The sequence below is a fragment of the Halobacteriovorax sp. BALOs_7 genome, from assembly GCF_003612895.1.
Classification (GTDB): Bacteria; Bdellovibrionota; Bacteriovoracia; order Bacteriovoracales; family Bacteriovoracaceae; genus Halobacteriovorax_A; species Halobacteriovorax_A vibrionivorans.
The window spans coordinates 2747007-2759772 of record NZ_CP027772.1 but is presented as its reverse complement, the minus strand read 5'-3'; the positions used below and the strand labels follow the sequence as shown (position 1 = coordinate 2759772).

At 34.1% G+C, this 12766-nt stretch carries 10 protein-coding genes; 9 read left to right on the top strand and 1 reads right to left on the bottom strand.

Annotated elements, in window-relative coordinates:
* Nucleotides 1-169 precede the first annotated feature (169 nt).
* Both BALOs_RS13145 and BALOs_RS13140 read left to right on the top strand, forming a co-directional pair.
* Nucleotides 170-1219, top strand: coding sequence for a hypothetical protein (locus tag BALOs_RS13145; protein WP_120405426.1), 1050 nt, complete (start codon nucleotides 170-172; stop codon nucleotides 1217-1219).
* 52 nt (nucleotides 1220-1271) lie between these two features.
* On the top strand, nucleotides 1272-1997 hold the full coding sequence (locus BALOs_RS13140; RefSeq protein WP_120405425.1) for a LysM peptidoglycan-binding domain-containing protein: 726 nt from the start codon (nucleotides 1272-1274) through the stop codon (nucleotides 1995-1997).
* On the opposite strand, the gene BALOs_RS13135 is transcribed toward BALOs_RS13140, so the two are convergent.
* The gene (locus BALOs_RS13135; RefSeq protein WP_120405424.1) at nucleotides 1994-4195 is read right to left on the bottom strand and encodes an ATP-binding protein; all 2202 of its coding nucleotides are present in this window, start codon (nucleotides 4193-4195) and stop codon (nucleotides 1994-1996) included. The two genes, BALOs_RS13140 and BALOs_RS13135, sit on opposite strands and share 4 nt — an antisense overlap.
* A gap of 56 nt (nucleotides 4196-4251) precedes the next feature.
* On the opposite strand from BALOs_RS13135, the gene BALOs_RS13130 reads away from it, so the two are divergent.
* From BALOs_RS13130 to BALOs_RS13100, 7 genes are all read left to right on the top strand, one after another.
* Complete coding sequence (locus tag BALOs_RS13130) at nucleotides 4252-7392, top strand: FecR domain-containing protein (RefSeq protein WP_120405423.1); 3141 nt, start codon at nucleotides 4252-4254, stop codon at nucleotides 7390-7392.
* A gap of 11 nt (nucleotides 7393-7403) precedes the next feature.
* Entirely contained in the window at nucleotides 7404-7805 is a 402-nt protein-coding gene (locus tag BALOs_RS13125; RefSeq protein WP_158536756.1) for a response regulator, read from the top strand.
* Nucleotides 7806-7918: 113 nt separating this feature from the next.
* Complete coding sequence (locus BALOs_RS13120; RefSeq protein ID WP_120405422.1) at nucleotides 7919-8320, top strand: hypothetical protein; 402 nt, start codon at nucleotides 7919-7921, stop codon at nucleotides 8318-8320.
* A 135-nt stretch (nucleotides 8321-8455) separates the two neighbouring features.
* Nucleotides 8456-8812, top strand: coding sequence for a hypothetical protein (locus tag BALOs_RS13115; protein ID WP_120405421.1), 357 nt, complete (start codon nucleotides 8456-8458; stop codon nucleotides 8810-8812).
* Between the two features lie 110 nt (nucleotides 8813-8922).
* On the top strand, nucleotides 8923-9627 hold the full coding sequence (locus tag BALOs_RS13110; protein ID WP_120405420.1) for a hypothetical protein: 705 nt from the start codon (nucleotides 8923-8925) through the stop codon (nucleotides 9625-9627).
* Between the two features lie 173 nt (nucleotides 9628-9800).
* The gene (locus tag BALOs_RS13105; RefSeq protein ID WP_120405419.1) at nucleotides 9801-11597 is read left to right on the top strand and encodes a DEAD/DEAH box helicase; all 1797 of its coding nucleotides are present in this window, start codon (nucleotides 9801-9803) and stop codon (nucleotides 11595-11597) included.
* A gap of 6 nt (nucleotides 11598-11603) precedes the next feature.
* On the top strand, nucleotides 11604-12761 hold the full coding sequence (locus tag BALOs_RS13100) for an NAD(P)/FAD-dependent oxidoreductase (protein ID WP_120405418.1): 1158 nt from the start codon (nucleotides 11604-11606) through the stop codon (nucleotides 12759-12761).
* Nucleotides 12762-12766: the final 5 nt, after the last annotated feature.

Sequence of the window (12766 nt, the reverse complement as noted above, 5' to 3'; positions counted from 1 at the left end):
TCTTGTTTAGTTTTTCTTATAGGGGTAAATTATTGCCAATAATGTTTATTATCTCGCTTAAACAAATATTAGGTAGTTATGGGGCAGAATTGTACTCATTCCTTGTTTATTGAACTAGTTACAGCTTTTGCTATAATTAAAAATAGTTTAACTCTTTAAGTGGGTAAGTGTGGGATTTCTTAAGGTTATATTTATTTTTTGTGTCTTTTTATTGCCAGTAGGCGCAGAACCCTTAGATTTCCAAGAAATTATCAAGAGTAAAAAGGTCAAGTTTATTAAGCTTCCTTACCGAGTAAGTAAGGATAAAGAGCGTTTATCTGAAATTTATAAGAAGTTTATCAAAGACGATTCGATTGTAAGTATCAATCATCCTATGGTTGAGAAAACAATTAAGAATAATAAGAGAATCAATTTTAATAACTTAAAAGCTAACTCTCGTTTTGAGCTATATATCTCTGTTGATCTTTTGGATTTTGATAAGCTTTCAAAGTTTCAATTTAATTTAAAGAAGTCCCAAAGAACAACTCAGGAAAAGCTCGATAAACTGAAAGAAGAATTAAGTGAGTCTCCCTTGAGGGCCTCTGTTTTCTATATGGCATCATATGGAAGCTTTACGCAAAATAATCCGGCCCATGCAGATGTAACTTTTTTACAAAATTCACCCATCTCTCTAGGTTTAAGTGTTTCTTATTATCCAAAGGAGAAGCCTTATAACTTTGCGGGGAGCATTTATTATTCTTACTTAACGACTGCCTTGATTGATCAAACAGATGATGAAGTAAAAGTTGATCCAGAAATTGGAGGCAATATTTATTTTTCTTATAAATTAAAGTCACCAAAGATGTCGTGGTATACAGGGTTTGATTTTGAGAAGTTTAATACCTTTAATCTTGAAAATTTACAAAAAAATGCTCTTGTTACTTTTGATACAAATCAAGTTATCTATTTAACAGTTGGTGCTTCAAGGGCTATTGATATTCTCGGCCATAAATTTTTTACAAAATTAAGTTATTCACACTCAGTTGTTTCCAGTAGAGATAATAGCTTCGCAGCTTCTGAGTATAATGAAACCTTTTCAGGTAGTAAGGTTTTATTTTATCTATTTAAAAACCTTGGAAATAGCTTCTTTGCTCATAGCTTATTTAAATACCATTGGATGAGTGGTCCTTCTGATATCACAACACTTAGACTGGGGTTAGGTTTCGGTTATATCCTTTAATAATCTTTAAGCTTTTTTTACTTAGTGCCGAATAGTTATTGAGGTATTTAGTATGAAAAGTAATTTGATTTTATCAAGTATTGTCATTTTATTAACTCTTCAGTCATGTTCATTTGATTCATATAATTTAGTTGAACAACTAGGAATGGAAGAGAGTAAAAGTGAAGAAGTTGTTGTTTCTGAAGATGAAATTGTTTTTGATCTTGGAGAAGTCACAGCTCAAAAGGAACACTCTATACTTAGATCTGATTCGATTTTTGAAGATGTACCAAAAACAAAACTAATTGAAAAAGAAATAAGCTTTAACGATATTAAAAGAGGCCCAGCTTCTGCAGATGAAGAAGCCTTTGACTACTATGTCGTAAAACAACATGATACGGCCATGAAGATTGCCTTTTACTTATATAAAGATATTAGAAGATGGAAGGATATTAAAAGATTAAATGGTACGACTAATTTATTTACAGGGCAAAAAATTAAAGTTCCTGTTGTTCCAGAAGTTTTAGATTATACAAGACCTGAAGGTGATCCATACTTAGTTAAAAAGGACGATACATTAGGACGAATTTCGCAAAAAGTATATGATGGACGTAGTCGCTATTGGATCAATATCTGGGATAATAATAAAGAAGTTATTGATGATTATGATTTAATTTTTCCTGGCTTTACTCTATATTACAAGGATTACCAAACTGTGAGAAAAGAGTACCGTGAAGTACGAAAAAAGTACGACTTCTCAAATCCGAAGAGAAGAGATATTAGCTCAATAAAGAATTAAACCTTTAAATTAAATTCAAAGCGTGTGCCATGACCTTTCTTGGAATCAACATAAATTGATCCATTAAGCTTCTCAATGGCCTCTTTAACTGCACTCATTCCTATTCCTCGTCCAGAGAACTCGGAGACACTATCTCTTGTGGAGAAGTTGGGATCAAATATTTTTGCCATCAAGTCTTGTTCACTTAGCTTTTCAATTTCATCAGATTCATACTTTTGTAAAAGCTTTTCCTTTATCGCTTCTGTATTGAGTCCAGCTCCGTCATCACTTATTAATATTTTAATTTGATCATTATTAGTTTGAATATCAATTTTAATTTCACCTTTTTCTTCTTTTCCTAGTTCTGACCTTCGATCACTCGGCTCTATACCGTGATCCATACTATTTTTGAAAACATGTACTAAAGAGTTGGAAAATTCTTGAACTTTTTCTGGTGCTATACGAAAGTCTGACTGTGGAATGATTAAGTCCTTCATCGGCTTTCCTAGGCTTTGTGATATCTTCTCAACTAATTTAGGGTATGGATTAAAAATACTTGATATCGATTTCTTATGTAGAAAGTTCTCAAGAACTTCTTTACCTTCGCTACCAAGAGAGCTTAATGATCTTGATAGATAGTCGATATCATCTTTTTCAAAGCTTATAATATTATGATTTGAAAACTTTTCATCTAACTCGTTAATTGATTCGTTAATAAGGTCCTTTGCAGATGCGGCACGAATCTTTATGTCGTTTACGACTTGTGGATTGGACTCATTTGATTGAATGAATTCTTCACATTCAATTGCATATTGTTGAATATCACTAAATGAGTATGTACCAAAACCACCATTTAATGTATGAAATACCATAAGGGCGCGATCACAAAAGCTGTCACTAGCAGGTGAATCAATAATTTCGTCAAGAAGACTATTTGCTTCAGATACTAGATTCTTTATGATTTCTTCATTGAGGACATACTCTGTGACATTGTTAATATAAGCTTCTTTCCTCTTAATATTTTCTTCAAGTACTAGCTTTTCTGTAAAGTCCGTTGCTAAAACAACAATGCCACTAAGAGTCTCATCAAGCATGAGAGGGTAGTAGTCAAAATTAATATACTTAAAGTTCTCATCTCCAAGACTACCTTGTTGGAAATTATCTGGTCCAAGTGGTGCACAGCTTTCAAAAGGCATCTTCTGTGCAAAAGTTAGCTCTAGCCACTTCTGTGTAGCTGACTCATTATCGGACTTAATATATTCCGCAAATCGTTTGTTTTCTGGGGAATTTCCAAAAATTGATAAGCAAGAGTTTGTATATAAGTCAGAACATGTTCCATCTGGTCGTATAACAAATAAACCCTGTGAAAGAGAATTTAGCATTGCTGTAATATATGAATTTGCATCCTTTAAGTCTTTTGTTCTTTCATCAACAAGTTTTTCGAGGTCTTTACTGTAGATATCGAGTTGCTTATTTGCCTCTTCTAATTTGACGATCATTTCCTGTTTTTGATCAAGAAGAGTCTTAATCTCATGGGACATTGTATTGACACTATCCCCAAGTATCCTAAGCTCATCGTTGGTTTTTACAACAACCTTATTGTCATAATCACCATTAGAAATATCCACAGTTCTTTGAATAATCTGTAGAATTGGTGTCGTGATACTTCTTGCAAAAAATATTGTTAAAATAAGAACAATTCCAAAGAGTATAATTGCAAAGTAGATATTCTTCTTTATTAGATAATCAAGGGAGGCAAAGGCCTTACTTTTGTTAATATAGGCAATTGTAGTGATTCCATTTGTTTTGTTAGTCACGATACCGGCCAAATATTTAGCCTCGTTAAAACTTATCTCTTTTACCATTGCTTGATGAGAAGAGCTTGTTATCTCAGTTTTGTTAAATAAATTATCTTCTCCAAAGATAATCTTGTCTTTGTGTTTTATAACGTAGGAAAATATCTTATCTGACTCCATTAAGGACTTAATTTCGTTAAAAGCTTGAGTCTTTAATTGGAGCTTAACTTTGTCAGGTTGACTAATTAACTTACCAAGCTCTCGATCGATTAATTCGGTACTTCTGAGAACATTCTCGAAAATATATGATTCCTTATCCTCCTCAAAAACATTGTAGGTATAGTAGAGGTTAAATGAAGTAACCAAGATTAAAATGATTAAGCCAAATGAAAGAATCTTATTTCGAAGATTAAAAAAGTGCATTTTTTATCCTATATAAAATTAATTTTGTTTCTATGTTAGACTAAATACACAAAATTATGAACAAGTTAAAATCTTCTCACTTTAATGCCTTTGAAATAATGCTTGCGGTATCAGGTAGTGTACTCGTCTTATTGGGTATTTATTTAAGTCAGAATTTATCGAAAGTGGATCAGATTTCATCAGAATTAATTATTGTTGGTGATACAACAGATGGAAGGGCCAAGAGAAAGACTGAGAGAAGTTTTTCATGGTCTGAAATTAATAATCAAGAAACGGTTTTTAATAATGATCAGATTTTTACCAGTTCAAATCAGACGCTCAATATATTATTAGAGAATAAGAGTTCTCTTGAAATAAATCCAAATAGCCTCGTTAGAGTTGTCATCAATGAATCAAAGGGACTTGATTTAAATATCGATCAAGGAACTTTGAAAGTAGATGCTAGTGAAACAAAACAAGTTCTAAGAATTAACCGTGGAAACTCTGTTGTTGAAGTTGCAAAGGGTGGGGTTGTAAAACTAGAAAAACTTAATGAAGAGAATTATGGAGTTAAGCTTCTAAAAGGAGAGGCTTCTGTTATAAACTTATTAGATGAACATAAAGCTAAGTTAGACCTAAAAGAAGGAGAGTCAACTTTAGTAAATTCTAATTCTCCTTCATTTACCCCAGAAGGAATAAGTTTAGCTGAAGGAGAGCGTCTTGTTGCTACACCTAAAATTAAGCGTGAAGAGAAGAAAACGATAGAGCTCAACGAAAAATTTGATATTGGAAAAGTTAAACAAGTCTATGTAAAAGCAGTTAATGATTCAGCACAACCTTTTGTGATTGATGTGAAGAATAAAGGGTTTAACGTAAGCTTGTTAAAGGCAGGTAAGTACTTTGTTTCAACGTCTCCTGATTTTCAAACTATTGATAGTTTTGAAATTACTGATTCTAAAGTTAAAACTGAGATTATTTCCATTATAAAGTCTAATGAAGTCGATATATCAAAGAATGATAGAGTCAAGCTTGATGAGAGTTTGATTTCGCAAAATATCAGTGAAGTCTATCTTAAGCCTTCAGGGCAAAGAACAAATGTTATAAAATTAAAAGTTACTGATGGCAGCTTTATTACTGCACCTCTAGCGGCAGGTAAGTACCTCATTTCCACAAGTCCAGGGTTTGAGAAAGTTGATTCTTTCAAAGTCATTGGTGCAATAGATAAAATAGATGGTAGATCTCTATTTGTTGATGATGAAATTAATTTAGCAGATACAAAGAAAGTATCTTTAAATCCTAATTTGATGACATCAGAAAAAATACCAGATGAGATTTATATACGTTCAGTAAATAATAGTGAAGGACCTTTGAAAATAAAAGTAGAAGATGGCCTTGTTAATCTATCTCAATTGGCAGTTGGAAGTTATATTGTCTCTTCATCGCCGAACTTCCAATCAATGGAAGTAATTAATGTAAATAATAATGTAGCAAATCAAAAAATTGTCACACAGGATATTGTCGATATTAAAAAAACAACAAAAGTAGAGCTTAATGATATTTCTCAAATACAGAAACCTACTCATGTGTTTGTTAAGCCTGCAAATAGTAATTTAGCTCCTATAGAGTTAAGTGTAATAGAAAATAAGTTTGATATAACTACGCTTGTAGCTGGTAAGTACATAGTTGCAACTACACAAGCATTTAAGGCCATCGATAGTTTCGATATCCTTCCAAGTAACGACGATATAGGTAGTAGTGTTAAAGATACTCAGCAATATACTTCATTTTTAGAAACTGATGAAGTTGATTTACTCACTCAGGACAAGGTTGTTTTAAAGAAAAAATCTACTCAAATAGGCTCTTCACATATCTATCTTAAGTCTACAAGTTTAGGATCAGATGTATTAAATAAGATTTCAAAGTTACCTATAACAAATGGAAGTTTTGATATTAGTAGCTTAAGCTTTGGGAAATATATCGTTTCAACAAGTCCTGATTTTAGCGAATTTGATAGTCTTGATGTCGTTGCCAATAAGATGGATCCAATAGCACTTAAAAGTAAGACGATTGATTATGAGAAGCCTGTTGAAGTAAAACTTAATATGCGAAAAGGTATTAAATCTAAGGTAATTGTCGAGTACCCAGATATTAAGAAAAAATCTGAGTATATTGTTTCTGATAATGACTTTAGTTTTCCATCATTTGATCAAGAAAATATTAACGTTACAGTACTTCCACTGGTCTCAGTTGGAGCCGCATCTGTCATTCCTAATATATCAACAGCAAATACTTCTCCTAATGCAAAGAGTATTTCCAGTAATTTAGTTTATGAGAAAAAGTTAAATTTGAAGCTTGAGAACCCGTATCAATTAAAAGAAATCAAATCTAAGTCACTTGAGGATAAAATTGTGACATCGATTAATATAAACCGTCCTCTAATTGCCCCAAGTCATAGTGTAAAGTTGGTTGAGAAGGCAAGTGGTGCACTCGTGCCACTTTCTATCGGTAAAGATGGTGGATTTGAAAGTACAAATTTAAAAAGTGGAAAGTATAATTTAGCTGTTGTTAATGAAGAGTCAAAAGTAAAACTTTTATCCAAAGAAATTAAAATTGATGAAGCTGTTTTAATTAAGAAGAAGACCGTAAAAAATAAGCAAAATGTGATTATTAGCTCTTTTTCTTGGGACAGTCCCGACACTTCTTCAAGGCCTTTAGAGCAATCTGAAAATAAGGAATCATATATTGTCGAAGTCTTCGATACTGCAAATTCTTTGATTATGAAAAAAGAAGTAAAACAAAATAGTATTGATTTTGAAAGTAAGGATATGAGTGACTACAAGATTAAAGTCTCTAAGATTGAAGAGGGAAAGAAGAAAGCACTTGGTGAAAAGGAATTTAAAGTAAAACCACCAAAGAATATAAACCCTGAAGAAGTTAAGAAGTATGTCATGAAATATGATTCGAAGAATCTATGCTACCGAGTAACATTGCCTAGCTACTTAACTGCTAGTAAATACTTCGTCGAAATCTATCGTGATGTACAAATGACTAAGATCGTAAGAGAGATTTGGTCAAATAGCTCTAGTTTTTGTTGGCGAAGTAATCGAGATGGTAAATATTTTTTCCGTTATAAATATATAGACTATTGGGGAAGTGGCTCAAAATATTCGGATATATCTGAGATTATTTTTCCAATTTCTCCACTAACTGATTTCTAAGGATGTTGATTATGAGTTACGAAGATAAGAAAATTTTTGTTATTGATGATTTAAATACTTTAAGAGAGACAATCGTTTCCCATTTACGAGAGGAAGGGTTTGGTCGAATCTATCAGGCCATTGATGGCCAAGATGCTCTAAAGAAATTAGAGGAACTTTATGGACGTGATGAGAAAATTGATCTCATCTTCTCAGATATCAATATGCCAAATATGAATGGGATTGAGTTATTAAAAGAGTTGAAAAGCGATGAGCGCTTTGTCGATATCCCCGTTGTTATGCTCAGCTCTGAAAATGAGAAAGAAATCGTGATGGAAGCTGTTATGAGTGGAGCATCTAATTACATCCTTAAGCCTTTCACAAAAATGACATTAAGAAGTAAACTTGGAGAAATTGATAAGCTTCTAGCTTAAACGTGGTTAACTTTTACTTAATGTTTCTAAAGATAACTTTAGGCTGATTGAAAACATAAAGAACAATTGCTAGCTTCCCCTATTATGATTTTAAGAGTTAGGGGGAGTTTCTTATGCATAAGCTAAATCTATTAATATTGGCCATTCTATTTTCATCACTCACTTTTGCTAGTGAGGGAAATGATATTAAAGATAACGATACTCAAGTTATTGAAGATGATATCAAGATCGAATTCACTACGGCCTGTGTACTTCAAGGTGTCTTTCAGGAGAATCTACCTATTAGAGTTAAGCTTTCCTCATATTATCGTGAATGGAGTCGTAGAGAGATTGTTGAAAATATCTCACTAGAGGAGTGTGAGCGCATGGCCTTAGAGATTGCCAATTTAGATGATGGAATCTGGGATATTAAGCATCAGGTTACATATAAAACGGTTTCTGCTCGTATCTGGTTTAAGAACTTTAAAACTGGTGAATTTATCGAAGATGAGATTTTTCGCGTTTCACTCCATTAGTATTATTAGCTACTTATGATAAGTGATGAATTGTAAAATCTCAGAACACCCTTTGTAATCTTTCCAACGATTGATTAGCTAAATTCTATTTATGCCATAATTTATTCATATAATATTTAAATAAAGGATATAAATATGAAGAAATTATTAGTGCTACTAGTACTTATGGCCGGGGCATATTCACACGCCACTGACTTAGAAAAGCTAGGTGAAGAAATTTATCAACTTGAACAACAAAATAAATCATTAGATGAATCAATCTTTGAAAGACAAAAGATTCTCGATAAACTTTATGAAAAGAGAACTGTTCAGAGTGAAACAACAGAACTTGATTACGTCTTAAATAAGCTTCAGGACCGCCTCGATTATGGAAATAATACCCTTGAGGAAGAAGTTCGCATCATTGAAACAATGGATACTCTACTTGAGATAAGTATTGAGGAAAGACAAGAAGTTATCGATCGTTTCTTTAAAGAAAATAAAAGAAAGTAATTAGTTTGTACTCTACAAGGTTTAATCTATTAACTAGTCTAACCCTGTATAGACTTCAGAGTGTCATCTACTTTTTGCTCAATTTGGGAGTTAATGGTAAATAATCTGTTATGAAGTGCATTTTATACTCATTCCTAACGATCTCGATGTCATTATCTTCAATGGCCATCAATATTAAAAAATTTGATATTGATTACAGAGAAAAGTCGAAGAAATTCGGCGTCCATATGCTATCTGGAAAGAAAGATGGAATTCGCCTTTATCAAGGAACAATCAGTGACGTAATAGAAAGACCTGTAGAAGCTGTCTTGGAGACAGTATTGGCCTTTGATAAGCGCTGTAATAATGAGTATAAGGATAAACGCCAGATCTCTGATAAGAGTATTGATTGTCCTTATAATAGTGATTCGCTAATAGAGTCAGTCATCGTTAAAAAATTAAAAGTAGCTGATCTCGCAAAAAATGAAGTTAATCGATTCATTGTTAAAAGACGTTCATATAACCATGGAGTCTATACTTACAACGACTTAATCAGGGTCTTTCGCTATTTAGATGGCTATAAGATAACAATGGAGATGCTTGATGATACAACCTCTAAGAAGTATATCTCAACTCCTCTAAATAAGAAGAGTGTGATGAAAACCTCTGGTGGTACCTACTTTATACTTCCTGAAGGGAAGGGAAAAACACGTTATACCTATACTTTTACATGCTCTACTGATCACTGGTTACTCAATAAATCCATAACCGTCTCTAAATTTTTTAGTGATATGGCCCAGAATCTAAGATCAGAATTTAATACATTAAAAAAATGAACACCATAGAACTTTTTCAATGGCCCTTGAAACACCGCATCTAGCATGTTAGATTCCCTGAAAATATGAAAATACGCCTATTTATCAATGACGGTCACAAAGTCATTATTTCAGCTCAGTGAGAGCAATACATCCGTGGCCTGCATTCTAGGCTTGCGTTTAAGGAGTCAAAATTGAATTTTAACGAAATTCCACTTAAGGAATCGCTGCTTCGTGCACTCGAAGAGAGAGGGTTCGAAACTGCTACAGATATCCAGTCTCAAGCAATTCCACTACTAATCGAAAAGAACACTGACTTTGTTGGTCAGGCCCAAACTGGAACTGGTAAAACAGCGGCCTTTTCACTTCCGCTTCTACACTTATTAGATACTAATAGTAAGTCGATTCAAGCAATTATTCTTTCTCCAACGAGAGAGCTTGCAAATCAAATTTGTGATGAAATTAAAAAGTTATCAACACAAGACAATATTAAGACGATGTCTGTATATGGTGGGACATCAATTGATAATCAAATTAGAAACTTAAAAAAGATTAAGCCTCAGATCGTAGTTGGAACACCTGGGCGTGTTCTTGATCTTATTAGAAGACGTGTTCTAAAGCTTTCTGAAGTTAATTATGCTGTTCTTGATGAAGCAGATGAAATGTTAGATATGGGCTTCCTTGATGATGTTAAGGAAATTTTAGCACAAGCGGAAAATAAGAAAACGTGGATGTTCTCAGCAACAATGCCACCGGCAATTCTTGATCTTATTAAGAATTACCTGGATAACCCAGAAATAGTAAGGGTTAAGAAGAAGACTTTATCAAATGATAATATCACTCAGAAGTTCTATCTTGTTCGTGATCAATATATGCGTGAAGCTGTTTGTCGTCTTCTTGATGCTGTTGAAGATTACTACGGGATCATTTTCACTAAGACGAAAATTGAAGCAAGCTCTCTTTGTGATGAGCTAAACCTAAGAGGTTATCTTGCAGACTCTCTTCATGGTGACATGGATCAAAAGCATCGCGATGTGACGATGAAGAAGTTTAAAAATAAGAAAGTAAAACTTCTTGTTTGTACAGATGTTGCTGCTCGTGGAATTGATGTTGATCACTTAACTCACGTATTCAACTTTGGACTACCTCAAGATCTTGAATCTTATGTTCACAGAATTGGACGTACAGGTCGTGCTGGTCAGAAAGGTTTAGCACTTTCTGTTGTTTCACCAAGTGAAATAAGAAAGATTTCAGCACTTGAGAGACTAACAAAAGCAAAGATTGAAAGAGAGAGAATCCCTTCTGTTGATACTCTTAAAGGTGCGATGGTACGTCGTAAGCTTAATCACTTTGCTGAGATTTTTGAAGAATTAGAGGAAAGTGACGATCTTGATGATTCTTTTGCAACTTTTGCAGAGAACTTCGATCATCTTGAAAAAGAACAAGTTCTAAGAGCAATGTACAAGTCTCTATTTGCGGATAACTTAAAGCGCTTTGAAATGAACCCGACAATCGACCTTGAGCCAAAGGGCCGTGGCGAAAGAGCAAGTGGACCTCGTGGAGAAGTAAGAGCTGATGCTCGTGGTAATATTCGTTGTTTCGTAAATTACGGACGTGAAGATGGTGCTCAGATTAAGTCTTTCTTAGATGCAATCGCAGGTGAGCTAAATATTGATCAAAGAAGAATCCGTAATGTTCAACTTAAGGATAAATTCTCTTTTGTTGATATTCCTTTTGAAACAGGTAAGCTTCTAATTGATGGACAAGAGCAGGTTTTCATTGGAAATAAAAAGCTAAGATTTGAAGCTACTCGTGAGCGTGGTGGAGATCGTGGTGGACGCGGTGGTCGCGGCGGAGATCGTGGCGGACGCGGTGGAAATCGTGGTGGTCGTAGCGGTCGCAGTGGAAGTCGTGGCGGAAATGAAAGCTGGGGCAACAAACGTTCTTCAAACGGTGGAAGTAGAGGAAGTTCTCGTCAAAGCCGTTATTAATTAAATATGAGTAAATATGATGTCATAATTATTGGTGCGGGTGCTGCAGGTTTATTCTGTGGCATCCATGCTGCCAAAAGAGGGCGAAAGGTATTAATTCTTGAAGGTGCAAAAGGCCCTGGAAAGAAGATCTTAGTCTCTGGTGGTGGACGTTGTAATTTTACAAATCTTGATATCACGCCAAATTTCTACGTTTCTCAAAATCCTCATTTTTGTAAATCTGCTTTAAGCCAGTATACGAATTGGGATTTTATTTCTTTTATCTCCGAATTGAATTTAACATATAATGAAAAAACACTTGGCCAATTATTTTGTGACCAAAAGTCACGAGGAATATTGGAAGGACTTTTGAAATCAATTCCTTCAAATTGTGAGTTAAAAGTTAGTAGTCGAGTGAATGAAGTATCTTATGAAGACTGCTATGAAGTTAGTCTTACTAATGGAGATTCTTTCCAAGCAGATAGCCTAGTCGTTGCCACCGGAGGACTTTCATTTCCTGGATTAGGGGCCACTGATATTGGTTATCGTATCGCAAAGCAGTTTGGACACAAAATGGTTGAAACAACACCAGCTCTTGTTCCATTTACTTTAGAGAATGTCTTAAAGAACTTAGCAGGTGTTGCTATTGAATCTGAGGTATGTGTAGGTAATAAGAAATTCCTCGAAAATATCCTATGGACACATAAGGGGCTAAGTGGGCCATCGATTTTAAAGGCCTCTCTCTATTGGGAATCTAAGAGTAAAGTAAAGATTAACTTCATGCCTAAGTCTGATATTTACCAAATCCTAAAAGATAAAAATAAGAAGACACTTCTTAATGCTCTAAAAGAAGAAATGCCAATTCGCTTTGTTGAAGAGTGGTTAAAATTATTTAAGCTACCACTTAACCGAAAATGTGCCGAGCTATCAGGTGATCAAAAAGAGCTTTTAGTTAAAGTATTTCATCATTGGGAATTTATCCCTAGCGGTACAGAAGGCTATCGTAAGGCCGAAGTGACACGTGGTGGAGTCGATACAAATCAAGTAAGTTCAAAAACAATGGAGAGTCGACTTCAAAAAAATCTCTTCTTTATAGGAGAAGTTCTTGATGTAACAGGACTTCTTGGTGGATACAATTTCCAGTGGGCCTGGTCTTCTGGCTATGTAGCTGCAAAGTATGTATAATTAAT

Excerpts from the sequence above, each read along its gene's own strand:
- BALOs_RS13140 (WP_120405425.1), top strand. The coding sequence starts at position 1,272 with ATGAAAAGTAATTTGATTTTATCAAGTATTGTCATTTTATTAACTCTT.
- BALOs_RS13135 (WP_120405424.1), bottom strand. The coding sequence starts at position 4,195 with ATGCACTTTTTTAATCTTCGAAATAAGATTCTTTCATTTGGCTTAATC.
- BALOs_RS13130 (WP_120405423.1), top strand. The coding sequence starts at position 4,252 with ATGAACAAGTTAAAATCTTCTCACTTTAATGCCTTTGAAATAATGCTT.
- BALOs_RS13125 (WP_158536756.1), top strand. The coding sequence starts at position 7,404 with ATGAGTTACGAAGATAAGAAAATTTTTGTTATTGATGATTTAAATACT.
- BALOs_RS13120 (WP_120405422.1), top strand. The coding sequence starts at position 7,919 with ATGCATAAGCTAAATCTATTAATATTGGCCATTCTATTTTCATCACTC.
- BALOs_RS13115 (WP_120405421.1), top strand. The coding sequence starts at position 8,456 with ATGAAGAAATTATTAGTGCTACTAGTACTTATGGCCGGGGCATATTCA.
- BALOs_RS13110 (WP_120405420.1), top strand. The coding sequence starts at position 8,923 with ATGAAGTGCATTTTATACTCATTCCTAACGATCTCGATGTCATTATCT.
- BALOs_RS13100 (WP_120405418.1), top strand. The coding sequence starts at position 11,604 with ATGAGTAAATATGATGTCATAATTATTGGTGCGGGTGCTGCAGGTTTA.